Origin of the sequence: Demequina sp. NBRC 110056 (genome assembly GCF_002090155.1) — a bacterium.
Taxonomy (GTDB): domain Bacteria; phylum Actinomycetota; class Actinomycetes; order Actinomycetales; family Demequinaceae; genus Demequina.
Window position 1 is genome coordinate 679,906 of sequence record NZ_BBRM01000002.1, and the last position, 14,995, is coordinate 694,900.

Consider the following 14,995-nt stretch of genomic DNA (forward strand, 5'->3'; position numbering starts at 1 on the left):
GCTGCCCGCGTGCCGCCCCGTGCGCCATCCCTGGGCCGCGTCCCAGCCTCGACCGTGCCTCGTCGCCGAGCGGGCGGGACGGCGCGCGCCGGGCGCGCAGCGGTCACAGCTCGAGCCGGATCTGCTCGACGTCGAGCTCCGCGAGCATCGCCGACAGCGACGGCGAGCTGAAGGTGCCGAGCGAGCGCACGTCGAGCAGCGCGTCGCGCTTGGCCTTGATGATCGCGAGGTGCTGCGCGTGCCCGTGGCCGTCGCGCCCCTCGCGCTGGAACTGCTCGCGTGCCTCGGAGCCGACCTCGTCGAGCAGCTCGCGCAGCCGGGCACGCTCGTGATCCTGCTCCTCTTGCGTCGCGCCGCGGGAGGGATTGAGCCACCGCACCGCCCAGGCGACGGTGCCGCCTTGGATCACGAGCGAGCCGATGGCGACGATGTACGCGATGAGCACGAGAAGCGCGCGGTCTGGCGTGTCGGTCGGCAGGGTCTGGGCGGCAGCGACGGTGACGACTCCGCGCATGCCCGCCCACACCATGAGGGCACCCTCGCGGGGTCCGAGCCGTGCGCGCTCGAAGTACGAGATGTCCGCCTCCGCGCGGGTGAGGAAGCGCTCCACCCCCTCGGCCGTGTGCGCGGACCGGCGCAGCCGATGCCGACGCGACACCGCCCTGATGACCCCCGTCTGGGCGCCGTCGTCGGCAAGCCGGGCACGCGCATCGGCGATCCGACCGCGACGAGACGCCGCACGCGCGACGCGTCTGCCCTGCCACCACAGCAGCGGCGCGATGAAGCCCGCACGCACGACGAGCGCCGCGACGAGCACGACGGCGGCGACGCCGATCGCGAACCCGACTCCCGCGTGATCGCGCTCGACGGCCTCGATGGTGGACACGAGCTCGAGGCCGAGGATGAGGTAGACGGCGCCCTCGAGGACGAGCTCGATCGCGTTCCAGGTGCGGTGGTCCGAGGTGCGCACCAGCGGCGAGAGCTTGCGGGCGGCGCCATTGCCGGTGACGAGGCCGGCCACCACGGCGGCGACGAGGCCCGAGGCGTCGAGCAGCTCGGCCGGGATGGAGGCGAGGAACGGCACCGCGAAGGTGAAGACGGTGTTGGCCGTGGTGTCGCGGATGCGCGCGCTGATCCACAGGTTGAGGTGGCCGACCGCCCAGCCGATGGCGACGGCGATCGCCATGGCCAGCACGAACTCCCAGGCGACGCCCCACACGGTGACGGCCGATGCGGCGGCGGCGACCGCGGCACGCATGACCACCAGCGCTGTCGCGTCGTTGAGGAGGGACTCGCCTTCGAGCAGCGACACCATGCGCGGGGCGACGCCGAGGCGCTTGATGATCGCGGTGGCGACCGGGTCGGTGGGGCTGACGATCGCGCCGATGGCGAAGGCCCACGGCCACGACAGGTCCGGCAGCAGCGCGTGGAACAGCACGCCGAGCAGCACCGTCGAGATGATGGTGAGCAGGACCGAGAGGGCGCCGATGGACTTGAACTCGCGCCTGAAGTCCGTTGCCGGAATGGACACGCCCGCCGCGTACAGCAGCGGCGGCAGCACGCCGGCGAGGATCACCTCGGGGTCGATCTCGACGGGGCCGACGCCGGGGATGAAGCTCGCGGCCACGCCGATCGCCACGAGGATCAGCGGCGCGGCGACGCCGACACGCGGGCTGATCACGGTCGCGAGCGAGATCGAGATGAGCGCGACCACGCCGATGACCAGGTACTCCACGCGACGCCTCCCGTTGCTTCTCGCTCGCAGTCATCGTATCGGCGCCAAGCGGGACCTTGGCCGCTGTCGAGACCCGCCTCGCGGCTGATACCTTCGGCTCACGAGAGGAGACGCCGTGACCACCACGCAGCAGACCGCAGCCCCGCACCGCGCCACACGTTCATTCGTGCGCACGCCCGTACCGACCTTCCAGTCGGCGATGGGACGAGAGCGGGCGCCGATGCGCATGTGGGTCACGGGTCTGACGCAGCGAGGGATGATGGTCAGCGACGGCGAGGGCGCCGCGGTGTGGATCATCGACGAGCGCTCGCGCCACGCGGTCGAGCAGGCTCTCTCGGTGGGGATCAGCGCGCTCGACGTGCACCCCGGTGGCACCGCTGTGATGGCGGGCACCGAGATCAACATCGCCCCCTGGTGAGCTCGGGCTCCGGCAGCCGCACGCCGTGGCGGTGTCAGGTCCTTGCCCGCACCCGTGTTGCGCCACTGTGCCGCCACGACGCCGTGGAGTCCGCGCGCACCACGGTGCCTAGAACGAGGCGCTCAGAACAGCGTCGCCTCAGGTGCCGCTGAGGCGAGTTCGGCGAGGTTCGCCGTCGCGCTCGTGCGCCGCCACTCTCCGTTGCCGTCGCGGGCGTTGGCTCGCGAGACCGTCGTAGCCGATGCTGCGCGGGCCCCGGTCGCATCGGATGCAGTGCTGCCCATCGAGCCGGTGTTCGGGTCCTCCGGGGCCCGCTCGAGACCGTGCGCGAGGATGAGTGGCTTGATGCGGGCAGCGAGCCTGCGGCGGTACTCCTTGGGCGCGTAGGCGCCGTCTCCGTAGAGCTCGCGGTAGCGCGGCGTCAGATCGGGCCGGTGAGTGTTGAGCCACCGGGCGTACCACTCCTTGACCCCGGGGCGCAGGTGCAGCGCGGTGTACGTGACGGAGGTCGCGCCGGCGGCCTTGATCCTCGCGAGCGCGCGGTCCAGGTGCTCCTCCGAGTCGGTGAGGAACGGCAGGATCGGCATCATGAACACGGCGACGTCGAAGCCGGCCTCGGCAGCGGCGGTCACCGTCGCGAGCCGCGCCTGCGCCGTGGGCGTTCCGGGCTCCACGGACTGTTGAAGATCGTCGTCGAGGATCGCGATCGAGAGGGCCAGGTCGACGGGCACGTCCTTGCGCGCCTCGGCGAGCCGCGGCAGGTCGCGGCGCAGCAACGAGCCCTTGGTGAGGATCGAGAACGGCGTTCCCGACTCGGCGAGGGCGTCGATGATCCCCGGCATGAGTCGGTAGCGACCCTCGGCCCGCTGGTACGGATCGGTGTTGGTGCCGAGCGCGACGTGCTCGCGCGCCCACGAACGCTTCGCGAGGTCCTTGCGCAGCGCATCCACGATGTTGACCTTGACGATCAGCTGGCTGTCGAAGTCCCGGCCGGCGTCGAGCTCGAGGTACTGGTGCGAGGGTCGGGCGAAGCAGTACACGCACGCGTGGCTGCAGCCGCGGTACGGGTTGATGGTCCACGTGAACGGGACGGCGCTCCCCTGCCCCACCTTGTTGAGCGCGCTCTTGGCGAGCACCTCGTGGAACACGATGCCGTCGAATTCCGGAGTCCGGACGGAGCGCACAAGGTTGTTGAGCCGGGCGAGGCCGGGCAGCGCCTCGTCGTTCTCCGTGGCGATCGCCTGGCCTTCCCACCGCATGCGACCATTCGAACATATGTTCGACCGCGGTTCAACTGTCTGCGACCGGCGTGGCGGCGAGGCATCCCGCGCGCACGTCGGCGGGCGTCACCGGCGTGCCGCGATGGGCGACACCAGGTCGGCTCGTTCGCTCCCATCGCCGCCGTCGGGCACGTCGGCCCGCGCGGCGGTAGCGTCACTTCCATGGCCCAGTCCTCGCCCGGCGCACGCTTGGCGACCCCATCCGACGCACCGGTGCTCGCACGCATGCTCACCGAGTTCAACGCGGAGTACGGGGAGCCGTCGCCGCCGCTTCCGGAGCTGACGGAACGCTTCCGCCTCCTGTTGGGCAGCTCTCGGTTCTGGGCCATCGTCGCGAGCGCCGACGACGGCGTCCCCGTGGGATTCGCGACGCTCGCCGAGCGCGACTCGGCCTACTACGCGCGCGGCGCGGTCTACCTCGAGGATCTCTACGTCGTCCCTCGTCTGCGAGGCCAAGCCCTTGGCGCGGCGATGGTGCAGCTGATGATCGCCGAGTCTCACCGCCGCGGCATCGGCCTTGTCGAGGTCGGCGTCGACGAGCCCGACGTGGATGCGCTGCGCTTCTACGAGCGCGAGGGCTTCGTCCACCGGGATCCCGGCTCCGGCGATCGGGCGTTCCACCTGCAGATGGAGCTCGAGGGCTGAGAGACGTCGCGGCCGCCGGGTCCGACGTCGGTTGCCTCAGGCGCCGGCCGCGAGCTCCCGGAGCGCGGCCATCGCCTCCGAGGCGCTGCCGGCGGGCACGAAGATGTGGTCGTGGTGGAAGCCCGCGACGACGTTGGCGCTGATGCCCGCATTGGTCAGCGCGCTCGCGAACGCCGCCGTCAGGCCGACCGCCTCGAGAGACGAGTGCACAGTGAGCGTGATGCGCCGGCTCGGGAACTCCACGTTCTCGACGCCGTGCTTCGCCGCGGCATCGATCGGGAGCACCAAGGTCATCCCCTCGCCCTCGCGCACCGTAGCCACCGCATCGATCAGCGCACCGGCCGAGGCAAGGCCGTCGACGGTTGCCCAGACGTAGGTCACGGGATCGAGCACGGGCTCCATCGACGCGATGAGGGTCTCGAGATCGGTCTGGCCAGCCATGACGCCGAGCGTAACGCGCGGACCCAAGGCACCAAGGTCCCGGCAGGCGCGCCACTTGGCACCGTAGGTTGGAGGCACCGACCCCGAGGAGACCCCGTTGGACCCCGCCGCGATGCGTGCCGCCATGGCCGAGACCCCTGTTGAGGACCCCACCCGCACCGAGCACGAGAAGCTCTCCAACGACGAGTGGTTCCGCTACCGCAAGGGGCCCGAGCTCGCGGACATGCAGCGCGCCACGATCGCGCGCCTGCGGGAGCTCGGCGAGCTGTTCTACGCGGACCCTGACGCCGCGAACGCGGGAGTCGCGGAGCTCGTCGGCGAGTGCGGTCCTGGCCTGGACTTCCGGCCACCGATCTACCTCGAGTACCGCGAGCGCGTGAGCTTTGGCGCCAACGTCTTCATCAACGCGAACCTCATGATCCTCGGCTCTGGCAAGGTGCGCATCGGCGACAACGCCCTCATCGGGCCCGACGCGCGCTTCTACACGGTCAACCATCACTTCGATGTCGAGATCCGGCGCGAGGGATGGGAGCGTGCATTCCCGATCACGCTTGAGGACGACGTGTGGCTGGGCGGGTCGGTGGTGCTGTGCCCCGGCGTCACGGTGGGACGCGGCTCCGTGGTCGCGGCCGGCTCGGTGGTCACGCGGGATGTGCCCCCAGGCGTCGTCGTGGCGGGCAACCCGGCGCGAGTGGTGCGCGAGCTGGGCTGACGGCGCGGATCACCGCGACGACGCTCGCCCGGCGCGGGCTCGGCCCGCACCCCGCCGACCGGGGCGCACCCCATCGAGGCTCGTGGGCCGAGCACTCGTAACGCAGCGGCACATCCAGAGGCCCTGCTCCGCCCGCGCGGGTCAGTCGAACGGCTGCACGCGCCCGGCGTGCGCAGCGAGCTCGGCGAGCACCTCGAGGTCGAGATCCTCTGCCGACGCGAACGTCAGCGCCGCCGCCCCAGCCTTCACCTTGCCGAGGCGCGGCGCGTAGGTCTTCGACAGGTACTCGCGCCCCTCGGCGGCGTTGACGTACAGGCTCACGTGCCGCTTCTGGCGCGCCAGGCCGAGCAGGAACCACTCGACGGACTCGCCCCGCGGGCGCGGCTGCTCGATGCGGCCGTAGCCGACGATCGCCTGGTCAGTCCCGCCCCAGAACACCCCGCGCCACAGGGTGCGCGAGATGCCCGGCAGCGCCTCAATGATGACGCGGTCGACCGCTGCAAGCGTGCCGTCCGGGTCCTCGGCGCCGATGAACGCGTCGACGGACTCGTCGGTGGGGCGCACGGAGTCCTCAGCCATGACTCGACCCTAGATGCCGCGCGCCCGCAATTCATGCTGAGGAACGACTCCCGATCGCGCCGCATCTCACGTACCATTCCTGCATGCCCGACGGCCATAGTCCCAAGCGCCGGCCCGCCGCCTCGCCCCTCGCGAGCGCCCACGGCCCGGCGCCAGCCCTCGCCCACCTGCCTGCCCACCCGGCATGTGCCCAGCCTGCGTGTACGTTCCGCGCCGATGCGCGCATCGGCGCACGGAAGTCACGCGCACCCCTCGGCCACGTGACGGGGCACCCCAGCCAGCGCATCGGCGCTCTGTCATGACGCAGGCCTGGCTCCTCCTCGTCCTCGCGATCGCGCTCATCGGCGCGAACGCGCTGTTCGTCGCCGCCGAGTTTGCGTTCGTCACCGTCGACCGCCCGACCGTCGACAAGGCCGCGAAGTCGGGTGACAAGCGCGCGGCGTCCCTCAAGGCGGGGCTCGCGACGCTGTCCACGGAGCTGTCCGGCGCCCAGCTGGGCATCACCGTGACGAGCCTGCTTGTGGGCTTCATCGCCGAGCCGTCGATCGCGACCCTGCTCCGCTCGCCACTCGACGCGGCAGGGCTTCCGGAGGGCACCGCGCTCGCGATCTCGCTGACCGCAGCGTTCATTCTCGCGACGGCGACGCAGATGATCTTCGGCGAACTCGTGCCGAAGAACTGGGCGATCGCCGAGCCGCTGCGCGTGGGTCGCGCCGTCGCGGGCGCGCAGCGAGGCTTCACGTGGTTCATGGGGCCGCTCATCCGCTTCCTCAACGGCTCGGCCAACTGGCTGGTGCGCCGCCTCGGCATCGAGCCCGTGGAGGAGCTGGCTTCGGCACGCTCGGCGCAGGAGCTCGAGTCGCTCGCGATTCGCTCGGCCGCGCAGGGAACGCTCGAGCCGCGCGTCGCCACGCGCCTCGCCCGCGCCGCCGAGATGCGCGAGCGCACCGCCTCAGACGCGATGACGCCGCGCACCCGCGTGACCTTCGTGGAGGCCGATGCGCCCGTCGCCGAGGTGCTCGCCCTCGCCTCCCGCACAGGTCACGCCCGCTTTCCTGTCATGGGCGACAGCGTCGACGACATCGTGGGCGTCGCGCACTTCAAGAAGGCGCTCGCGGTCGCCGCGCGCCAGCGGAAGACCATGACCGTCCGCGACATCTGCCTGCCCGTCGAGTCGGTGCCGTCGACCATGCCGCTGAGCTCGGTGCTCGACGCGCTGCGACGCGGCTCCCAGATCGCGATCGTGGTCGACGAGTACGGCGGCACCGACGGCGTCGTCACGCTCGAGGACCTGGTCGAGGAGATCGTCGGCGAGATCGAGGACGAGCAGGACCTGCCCGTGTCGCGCCACCGGCAGATCGGCGAGGGCAAGTGGTCCCTGTCCGGCCTGCTGCGGCCCGACGAGGCCGGCGAGATCATGGGCCTCGACATGCCGGAGGCGCGCGAGTCCGACACCATCGGCGGCCTCCTCACCGAGCACCTCGAGCGCTTCCCGACCTTGGGCGATCAGATCACCGTCGAGGCGCGCGACGAGCAGCACCGCGACGAGGACGACATCCCGACGCCCATCGACGTCCGCATCACCGTGACCCGCCTCGACGGCCACCGCGTGGACCGCGTCATGGTCGAGCTCATGCCGCGCGAGGACGAGGACGGCAAGCCCTCGTCCAGCGAGCACCGGACCCGCGAGACCTCGGGCGGCCGCTCCGGGGACGCCGGCGACGACCGGAAGGGGGCCTCCGATGTCTGACGGACTTGCGATCGCGCTCGCCGTGGCGCTGCTCGTCGGCAACGCCTTCTTCGTGGGCGCCGAGTTCGCCCTCGTCTCCGCGCGCCGCACCCAGATCGAGCCTCGCGCCGCCGAAGGCTCGTGGTCGGCTCGCATCACCGTGCGCGCCATGGAGCGCGTGTCCCTCATGATGGCGGGCGCCCAGCTGGGCATCACGATGTGCTCGCTCGGGCTGGGTGCGATCGGCGAGCCCGCCGTCGCGCATCAACTCGAGAAGCCGCTCGCGGCCATTGGCATCGAGGGCGCGTGGCTGCACGGCATCGCGTTCGGCATCGCTCTGGCGATCGTCGTCTTCCTGCACATGGTGCTCGGCGAGATGGTGCCCAAGAACATCGCGCTCGCGGGGCCGGAGCGGTCGGCGATGATCCTCGGCCCGGTGCTCTACGGCATCGTGTGGGTCCTCAAGCCCGTCATCTGGGCCCTCAACTGGATCGCGAACTGCGTGCTCCGGCTGCTCAAGGTGGACCCGCGCGACGAGGTCGAGAGCGCGTTCGACGCCGACCAGGTCGCCTCCTTCGTGGCCGAGTCGCGCGAGGAGGGCCTGCTTGACGACGAGGAGCACCAGGTGCTCTCCGGATCGCTCACGCTCGCGTTCGAGACCGTCGAGACGGTGCTGACGCCGCGATCGGAGCTTGTCACGCTGCCGGTCGACGTCACTCCGCAGCAGGCGCAGAAGGCGTCGCTCAAGACGGGCTTCTCGCGCTTCCCCATCGTCGACGACTCCGACGAGTTCGTGGGCTACCTGCACCTCAAGGATTTCGTCGAGGTGCCGCGCGGTGGGGCGACCAAGCCCGTGGCCGAGGAGGCGATCCGGCCGCTGACCTTCATCAGCGCCGATGCGTCCCTCGAGTCCGCGCTGACTGCCATGCAGGCACGGGGCACCCACATCGCGCTCGTCCACAAGGGCGGCGCCGTGGTGGGCGCGGCGATGCTCGAGGACGTCATCGAGCGGCTCGTCGGCGAGGTCGTCGATGCCGGCCAGGCGGTGGTCTCCGAGGCGTGACGGCGGTCGCCGGCGGTGGCTGCTCAGCTGCGGTGCGCGCGGTTGAGCGGGCGGCGCGACCGTGAGGCACCAGCAGGATCCGGCGACCTCTCAGAACCGACAGCCACGCACCACCTGGACGCCAAGGCGGAGGCGGGATCCGGCGCGACGCTGAGACACCAGCAGGATCCGGCGACCTCTCGGAACCGACAGCCACGCACCACCTCCGCGCTCAGGCGGCAGAACAACTCGGAGTCGGGGCAACTGACGCTCGTTCGCGGCACCGGCGGACCCGGCGGTGTCGCGCGTCTGGGCTCAGCTGGGCGCTGGGGTGTCCTCGCCGCCCTCGGGCAGGTCGGTTCTCTCGGGCTTGCGGGCGAGCACCGCGACAGAGATGCCCAGCCCACCCCAGATGACGGCCATGGAGACGACCATGAGGACGATGGCATCGGCGCTCATGACGGGCTCCCCTCGGTCGAGCCGGCGTCGACGCGCCGGTCGGGGCGTTGCAGGTGGAGCTGCTGGCGCGTCGGCCACACCGAGAACCTCGAGATGTCGCGCCTCCAGCCGAACAGCGGCAGCACCACGGCGACCAGCAACAGGAACGCCACGGTCCCCCATCCGGCGAGGATCAGGTAGCCGCCGGGGTAGCCGCCGTAGCCATCGGCGATGAACTCGACCGTCTTCTGGATCAGCATGAAGATCAGCACGAGCGCGACGACGTTGACGAGCACGCGCCACAGCACCCCCGGTCGGTAGGTCGAAGTCGCGCTGAGGTGTCGGTCGAGCTCGACCGTGCGCCGGCCGAGCCACAGCGCGGCGACGATCATGCCCACCGCGCCGGCGACGATGCCGAGCTGGTTCGAGAAGGCGTCGACGACGTCCAAGAGGTACAGCCCGGTGGCCGTCGAGAAGCCGAGGATCGACAGCACCGCCGAGACGCCCCCGACGGTCACCGCCGCCACGCGCGGCGACAGCGAGAACTTGTCCTGCAGCGCCGCTGAGATGGTCTGCAGCACCGAGATCAGCGACGTGAGGCCCGCGATGACGAGCGAGGCGAAGAACAGGGCGCCGAACAGCTGTCCGCCGGGCATCTGCGCGATCACGGCGGGGAAGGTCACGAAGGACAGCTGGACGCCGGCAAGGCCCTCGAGCTCGGAGACCGCCACGCCCTGCTGCGCGGCGAGAAACCCCAGCGTCGCGAAGACACCCAAGCCCGCAAGCAGCGAGAAGGACGAGTTGCCGAAGGCCACCACCAGGGCCGGTCCCGTGAGGTTCGAGCGACGCCGCCGGTACGAGGCGTAGGTGATCATCACTCCGTAGGCGAGCGACAGGGAGAAGAACACCTGACCGAAGGCCGCGATCCACACCGCCGGGTCGCTCAGCGCGGCGAAGTCCGGAGTGAAGAGTGCCTCGATGCCCTCGGCGGCTCCATCGAGGAACAGTGCGCGCACCACCAGGACGCCGAACGTGATCACGAGCAGCGGGATGCCGATGACGTTGAGCTTCTCCACGCCGTTCGCGACGCCGAGCGCCAGCACCAGGATCGCGACGGCCCACAGCGCGGCGAGCGGGATCAACACCGCCGGCACGAAGTCGAGGCTGAAGGTGCCCGCCTCGCCCAGCTGCAGGTACTCGTTGTTGAAGAAGCCGGTCGGATCGTCGGCGTAGCGCAGGTCGAAGCTGTAGACGAAGTAGCTCACCGCCCAGGCGATGATCACCGTGTAGTAGAGGCCGATGACGAAGCAGATCGCGACGTGGAACCATCCCACGGACTCGCCGCCAGGCCCGGCCCGCTTCATCGCCAGCGGCGCCGATCCGCGGAAGCGGTGACCGATCGCGTTCTCCAGGAACAGGATCGGAATGCCCGCCACCACAAGGGCGACGAGGTACGGGATCATGAACGCCCCGCCACCGTTCTCGTACGCCTGGCCCGGGAACCGCCAGATGTTGCCGAGGCCTACGGCCGAGCCGATCGCCGCGAGGATGAAGGCCGTCTGGCCCGACCAGTGCTCGCGCTTGTCAGCCCGTGCGGACGTCGCGTCTGCAGAGCGCGGGGCCCGCGAGGAGCCCGACTCCTGAGGCGCACTCGGGCTCGATGAGCTACCGGCGGCTCCGGCGTCATCTCCGGCCATCGTGATCTCCCCTGGTTCGCAGGCGTTTGTCCCTACGGTAGCCCCGGACCAGGGCCGATGCGCGGGCTGAGCGCGGCGGCCAGGAACGAGACCGCCGCCTCGGCCTCTCCTGCGGGACCGGCTGACGAGCGAGAGTGTGGCGCGCGGGCCAGGGTGCGGCGCGTGAGCGGGGGTGTGGCGCCCGGGCGAGGGTGTGGCGCACGGGCGAGGACAGCGCTGCGCTGCGTGTTCCTCCTGGGGCTCCCGTGGAGTGTGCGGGTGGCTGAATGTTGGCTGGTCAGGGTGTGGCGATGAGTTCGCGGGGGTTGGTGGCTTGTTGTGTGGCGTCCCAGTCGGCGATCAAGGCTTGGAGCTGGTCGTCGGTGATGAGGTCGGGCTTTGCGCCTTGGTGCGGGAGGCTGCGGATGAACGCTTCGTCGTCGGGGGTGACGGGTGGGTCGATGAACTGGTCGACGGTGTGGATGCCGGTGAGGTCGACGTCGAACACGCTCTCGCCACCGGGTTGAGGCGTGCGGTCGGGGTCGATGTTCGTTGGTGGTGTGAAGGTGACGCGTCTGCCGTCGATGGTGATGCGCCAGCCCAGGCGGTGGATGTCGTGATGACATCGGGTGCACAACATGACGCCGTTGCTCAGGTCGGTCATTCCGCCGTCTTCCCAGAACTGGATGTGGTGAGCTTCGCAGTACTCCGGCGGAGCATGACACTTCGCACACCCGCCATCCCGTTCAAGCATCGCCAAACGCTGCGAGGCGCTGAATCGGCGTTGGGTGCGGCCGAGCTCCAGGACGGTGCCGTCGCCGGCGAGGACTTCGGGGATGAAGCCGGCATCTCCGGCCAGACGGCGGGCTTCACGCACCGACACCGGGGTGGTGATCCCGTCGATCTTCGCCAGCCCCACCCCGCCCATGAGGTCTGCCAGGCTCATCCGCACCACGATGGTGGTGCGCACTCCCGACCGATGGGTGTTGGTGCAGCCGAGTGCGTGACGAGCGAGGTCGTGCAGTGCGTCGGCGCGGATCTGACCGATCGTGCGGTGCTCGACCGGCTCACCCGTGCACCCCTCACAGTGTCCTTCCAGGCACGCGCCGGGTCCGTCGCAGTCGTGACCGGCGTGGTTGACCTGACAGCCGCACACTTCGGTGATCGCACCGGTGTCGGGGTCGACCGTGCCTGGTGTGCCGGGGCGGGACTGCTTGCGGACCTGCAGGGTCGTCATCTGCTCCAACACGGTCAGGATCGGTGCTGCGGTGACGGCATCGAGCTCGCCATGGAAGACGACCATCCCGGTGTGGTCCTGCTTCCACCACACATACCGCTTGTCGTGGTTGACCTTCTCGCGCTCCTGATGCTCCTCCACATCGATCCGCGCGATCGCGCGTGCGACCATGCGCTTGACGAGGTTCACCTGCATACCGCGGGCCTTGTTCACGAACCGCGTCTCGAGCTCCACCAGAGTCTCGGCGCTCACGCGTCCGGCCAGCTGGTTCAAACCGTTGACGATCGCAGCAGCCGCCTCCACCGCCAGATCCCCAGCCACCTGAGCACCCGCCACCAGCGGATACTTGTTACGGGTCCGCTTTACCGGCGGCGCAGGCGGCTCCACCACAGGCTCGGGCAGCAACGTCGGCTCCACGTCACCGTCCGGCTCACCGTCGGGCAGCGCGCCCGGCTCGACGGGGACAGCGACTGGCTCGGGCGTGTCGTCCTCGACCGGCGTGAACGCGTCCCCGGCATCGACCGACCAGCGTGCCCGCCCCACCGAGCCGCCTTGGATCTTGGAGAACATCGTCGGCGCGTCCCCGTGACCCTCGACACGGGCGAGACCACCACCGGGCAGGTCCGGGTCCGTGCGCCGCGCGACCTCACCTGCGTAGCGGGCCTCCAAAGCGCCGACTGTGCGTGAGATCTGCCCTACCGTGTCCAACCGGTCCAATAACTCGGCCTTCGCCAACGCCGACACGTCCTCACGGGCAGCACCAGCCAGCAGCTCGTGAAGCTGCTTCCAGTCCGCCTCCGTGAAGGTCATGAGAACACTCCATCACGAGGCACTGACATCACCCGCACGCCATCCACAGACACCACGACAGCGGCACCGAGACACACGCGAGAGAAGTCCATGAGCTCATCTCACCACGCGGGTCTGACATCGCTAGAGACGCCCACTTACCAGGCCGAACACCACCACCAACCCAGCAACCGCATCGGCCCTCCGGCGCGGCTCACGCGACGACAGAGACGACCACAGGAACGACCTACCCCTCGCGGATCGTCATCGACGCGATGCGCCCCTCCTCGGGCACGAACTCGAAGCTCGACAGGCCGTTCGCATGCGAGGACCGCCAGTCGCCTACGCCCGTCACGACGTGCCCCTCGACCTCGACCTCCCGCACGTCGAGCGTGCCGTTCGCGCCCAGGAACTCCTTGTCGCTCCACGCCTTGATCTCGTCGCGGCCGCGGAAGATCCGCCCCCAGTCGTCGACGTACCCGCCCTGGACGAACGCCTCGAGGAACGCGGTCTCGTCGTGACCGTTGACCGCGGCGATGAACGACGCGATGGGCTCGGGGATGTGCTGCTCGGACGGCTGCTGCTCGGACATCGGCGGTTCCTCTCCCCCGGATCCAGGTACGCCTTCGAGCATGCGGCACTCGTGACACGCTGTCGACTCCACCACACGAGGGTGCTCCTTCCCCCTGGTAGGCACTACATTCGCCACAGGCCGCGCGGGCCTGGAACCACCACCAAGGGACGGCATGACACACGACGGAACGCAGCCGAGCCACAGCGGCGCACCCCGTCTCCCTCCCGCCGGCTGGCTCCCGGACCCCGCGCACACGGACCTCGAGCGCTTCTGGGACGGCGCCCGGTGGACGGGCCGGACGCGCGACCGCTTCACGCGGGTCGAGAGCCCTCCCCCGGTGAGCCTCGCCTACGAGCCGCGCACGTGGAGTCCCGAGCCCGCGCATCGGCGCTCCAGGCCGCGGAAGTCCTTCAGCATCGGCCGGGTGCTCGGCGCCACCGTCGCGATCATCACCCTGTCCGGCGTGGGCTACATGTACGCCGCGGACGCCGGCTACGTCGAGCCGCTCATCCCGGCGGCCGCGCAGCCCGCGGGTCCCGTGGCCACCGTCCCGACCCAGCCGGCCCCGAGCGCTCGCCCCACCGTCGCCCCCGCCGCGACACCCGTCGACTACCCGCTCCACGGCTCGAACGAGCTCGTGCGCCACCTCGAGGCCGCCCTCATCGCCCAGGAGCCCGAGATCGACGTGAGCTTCTGGGGGTTCGAGGTCGGCGCCGACGGCATCATCGACGCGATGCACGAGGCCCTCACCCAGAGCCCCTACGCGTACTCGACGGCGTGGGAGGTCATGACGCTCGGCGAGGCCATGACCGTGGTCCCCGACTACACCTACGACGATGCCGAGGCCGAGCGCCGCCGCTCGGCGACGCGACAGGCAGGGGCCGATGCGCTCGTCGCCTCAGGCGCCCACGACGCCGACGACCCGGTCGAGCGGGTCACGCTCATCCACGACTGGATCGTCGACAACGCGACCTACGACATGGGCGTGTTCGAGGCCGTCGAGGCAGGCGAACGATCGCCGCGCGTCGACCAGTCGCAGGAGGCCTACGGCATCCTCGTGATGGGCACCGCCGTGTGCACCGGGTACGCGAAGGCGTTCACGGTGATGGCGGAGCAGGCCGGCCTGGACACCATCCTCATCACGGGGTCCGACACCGCGGGCGCCACGGGCGGCAACCACGCGTGGAACAAGGTGCTCATCGACGGCGAGTGGCTGCTCGTCGACACGACGTGGGACGACCCCATCGCGCCCGAGCCCGTCCTGCGCCACGACTACCTGCTGGTCGAGGACGGAGACCCGATCCTCGACTCGCGCACCACCGACGCCGGCTGGATCGTCGACGCGAGCCTGGGCGACTACGGCGCGTAGACGCTCGCCCCGGGGACGCTACGACCGCCGCACCCCGCCCGCGCCGTCCACGGTGAGGACCACGCGGTCCACCTTGCGGTTCGCGAGCCGGTAGATGACGTAGATGAGCCACAGCCCGGCGGTGAGCAGCACGAAGATCGTGTTCCAGAACCAACCGATCCGCCGCTGCTTGGCGAGCACCACCTGCGTGGGCGTGCGCGACTCGATGCCGTACCCGCGCGCCACGTAGTGCGCGACCTCGGCGTCCAGGACGGACTGGTTCATGGCTGCCTCCTTCTGCCCTTCGAGACTACGGGAGGACTACGACGGGCCGATGCGACCTCGGACCTAG

15 protein-coding genes are annotated in these 14,995 nt (G+C 70.4%); 6 read left to right on the forward strand and 9 right to left on the reverse strand.

The features are described 5' to 3' along the window. Positions 1-103: 103 nt before the first annotated feature. Positions 104-1,735 (reverse strand): sodium:proton antiporter, encoded by a 1,632-nt coding sequence (locus B7K25_RS03180; protein ID WP_084104126.1) that lies wholly within the window; start codon positions 1,733-1,735, stop codon positions 104-106. 115 nt (positions 1,736-1,850) lie between these two features. Here B7K25_RS03180 and B7K25_RS03185 point away from each other — a divergent pair, with 115 nt between their 5' ends. After that, on the forward strand, positions 1,851-2,153 hold the full coding sequence (locus B7K25_RS03185) for a hypothetical protein (protein WP_084104128.1): 303 nt from the start codon (positions 1,851-1,853) through the stop codon (positions 2,151-2,153). A 122-nt stretch (positions 2,154-2,275) separates the two neighbouring features. Here B7K25_RS03185 and B7K25_RS03190 read toward each other — a convergent pair whose 3' ends face one another. Further along, entirely contained in the window at positions 2,276-3,412 is a 1,137-nt protein-coding gene (locus B7K25_RS03190; RefSeq protein WP_084104130.1) for an Rv2578c family radical SAM protein, read from the reverse strand. Between the two features lie 183 nt (positions 3,413-3,595). Between B7K25_RS03190 and B7K25_RS03195 the strand changes: the two genes are divergently transcribed. Beyond that, entirely contained in the window at positions 3,596-4,078 is a 483-nt protein-coding gene (locus tag B7K25_RS03195; protein WP_084104132.1) for a GNAT family N-acetyltransferase, read from the forward strand. 36 nt (positions 4,079-4,114) lie between these two features. Here B7K25_RS03195 and B7K25_RS03200 read toward each other — a convergent pair whose 3' ends face one another. Next, the gene (locus B7K25_RS03200) at positions 4,115-4,519 is read right to left on the reverse strand and encodes an ACT domain-containing protein (protein WP_084104134.1); all 405 of its coding nucleotides are present in this window, start codon (positions 4,517-4,519) and stop codon (positions 4,115-4,117) included. A 124-nt stretch (positions 4,520-4,643) separates the two neighbouring features. Between B7K25_RS03200 and B7K25_RS03205 the strand changes: the two genes are divergently transcribed. Beyond that, complete coding sequence (locus B7K25_RS03205; RefSeq protein WP_144018815.1) at positions 4,644-5,231, forward strand: sugar O-acetyltransferase; 588 nt, start codon at positions 4,644-4,646, stop codon at positions 5,229-5,231. Between the two features lie 141 nt (positions 5,232-5,372). Here B7K25_RS03205 and B7K25_RS03210 read toward each other — a convergent pair whose 3' ends face one another. Beyond that, complete coding sequence (locus tag B7K25_RS03210; RefSeq protein WP_084104136.1) at positions 5,373-5,810, reverse strand: DUF1801 domain-containing protein; 438 nt, start codon at positions 5,808-5,810, stop codon at positions 5,373-5,375. A 298-nt stretch (positions 5,811-6,108) separates the two neighbouring features. Here B7K25_RS03210 and B7K25_RS03215 point away from each other — a divergent pair, with 298 nt between their 5' ends. Beyond that, positions 6,109-7,560, forward strand: a complete 1,452-nt coding sequence (locus B7K25_RS03215; protein WP_084104138.1) for a hemolysin family protein — start codon at positions 6,109-6,111, stop codon at positions 7,558-7,560. Continuing rightward, a complete protein-coding gene (locus B7K25_RS03220; protein ID WP_084104140.1) occupies positions 7,553-8,602 on the forward strand; it encodes a hemolysin family protein in 1,050 nt (349 codons plus the stop codon). Before B7K25_RS03215 ends, B7K25_RS03220 begins: the two co-directional genes overlap by 8 nt. A gap of 294 nt (positions 8,603-8,896) precedes the next feature. Here the strand turns inward: B7K25_RS03220 and B7K25_RS13505 are convergent, their stop codons facing one another. The 4 genes from B7K25_RS13505 to B7K25_RS03235 form a co-directional block, all read right to left on the reverse strand. After that, the gene (locus B7K25_RS13505) at positions 8,897-9,040 is read right to left on the reverse strand and encodes a methionine/alanine import family NSS transporter small subunit (RefSeq protein ID WP_144018816.1); all 144 of its coding nucleotides are present in this window, start codon (positions 9,038-9,040) and stop codon (positions 8,897-8,899) included. Beyond that, positions 9,037-10,716 carry a sodium-dependent transporter gene (locus B7K25_RS03225; RefSeq protein ID WP_084104142.1) on the reverse strand — a complete coding sequence of 560 codons (1,680 nt, stop codon included), beginning with the start codon at positions 10,714-10,716 and terminating at the stop codon, positions 9,037-9,039. Before B7K25_RS03225 ends, B7K25_RS13505 begins: the two co-directional genes overlap by 4 nt. Positions 10,717-10,993: 277 nt before the next feature. Beyond that, positions 10,994-12,742 (reverse strand): HNH endonuclease signature motif containing protein, encoded by a 1,749-nt coding sequence (locus tag B7K25_RS03230; protein ID WP_084104144.1) that lies wholly within the window; start codon positions 12,740-12,742, stop codon positions 10,994-10,996. A 226-nt stretch (positions 12,743-12,968) separates the two neighbouring features. Beyond that, entirely contained in the window at positions 12,969-13,313 is a 345-nt protein-coding gene (locus tag B7K25_RS03235; RefSeq protein ID WP_084104146.1) for a nuclear transport factor 2 family protein, read from the reverse strand. Between the two features lie 154 nt (positions 13,314-13,467). Here B7K25_RS03235 and B7K25_RS03240 point away from each other — a divergent pair, with 154 nt between their 5' ends. Then, positions 13,468-14,664, forward strand: coding sequence for a DUF2510 domain-containing protein (locus B7K25_RS03240; RefSeq protein ID WP_084104148.1), 1,197 nt, complete (start codon positions 13,468-13,470; stop codon positions 14,662-14,664). An 18-nt stretch (positions 14,665-14,682) separates the two neighbouring features. Here B7K25_RS03240 and B7K25_RS03245 read toward each other — a convergent pair whose 3' ends face one another. Continuing rightward, on the reverse strand, positions 14,683-14,928 hold the full coding sequence (locus B7K25_RS03245; protein WP_084104150.1) for a hypothetical protein: 246 nt from the start codon (positions 14,926-14,928) through the stop codon (positions 14,683-14,685). Positions 14,929-14,995: the final 67 nt, after the last annotated feature.

Bases quoted from the DNA above. Each gene is read 5' to 3' on its own strand.
- B7K25_RS03190 (WP_084104130.1), bottom strand. From the start codon at position 3,412: ATGCGGTGGGAAGGCCAGGCGATCGCCACGGAGAACGACGAGGCGCTG.
- B7K25_RS03195 (WP_084104132.1), top strand. From the start codon at position 3,596: ATGGCCCAGTCCTCGCCCGGCGCACGCTTGGCGACCCCATCCGACGCA.
- B7K25_RS03200 (WP_084104134.1), bottom strand. From the start codon at position 4,519: ATGGCTGGCCAGACCGATCTCGAGACCCTCATCGCGTCGATGGAGCCC.
- B7K25_RS03205 (WP_144018815.1), top strand. From the start codon at position 4,644: ATGGCCGAGACCCCTGTTGAGGACCCCACCCGCACCGAGCACGAGAAG.
- B7K25_RS03210 (WP_084104136.1), bottom strand. From the start codon at position 5,810: ATGGCTGAGGACTCCGTGCGCCCCACCGACGAGTCCGTCGACGCGTTC.
- B7K25_RS03215 (WP_084104138.1), top strand. From the start codon at position 6,109: ATGACGCAGGCCTGGCTCCTCCTCGTCCTCGCGATCGCGCTCATCGGC.
- B7K25_RS03220 (WP_084104140.1), top strand. From the start codon at position 7,553: ATGTCTGACGGACTTGCGATCGCGCTCGCCGTGGCGCTGCTCGTCGGC.
- B7K25_RS13505 (WP_144018816.1), bottom strand. From the start codon at position 9,040: ATGAGCGCCGATGCCATCGTCCTCATGGTCGTCTCCATGGCCGTCATC.
- B7K25_RS03225 (WP_084104142.1), bottom strand. From the start codon at position 10,716: ATGGCCGGAGATGACGCCGGAGCCGCCGGTAGCTCATCGAGCCCGAGT.
- B7K25_RS03230 (WP_084104144.1), bottom strand. From the start codon at position 12,742: ATGACCTTCACGGAGGCGGACTGGAAGCAGCTTCACGAGCTGCTGGCT.
- B7K25_RS03235 (WP_084104146.1), bottom strand. From the start codon at position 13,313: ATGTCCGAGCAGCAGCCGTCCGAGCAGCACATCCCCGAGCCCATCGCG.
- B7K25_RS03240 (WP_084104148.1), top strand. From the start codon at position 13,468: ATGACACACGACGGAACGCAGCCGAGCCACAGCGGCGCACCCCGTCTC.
- B7K25_RS03245 (WP_084104150.1), bottom strand. From the start codon at position 14,928: ATGAACCAGTCCGTCCTGGACGCCGAGGTCGCGCACTACGTGGCGCGC.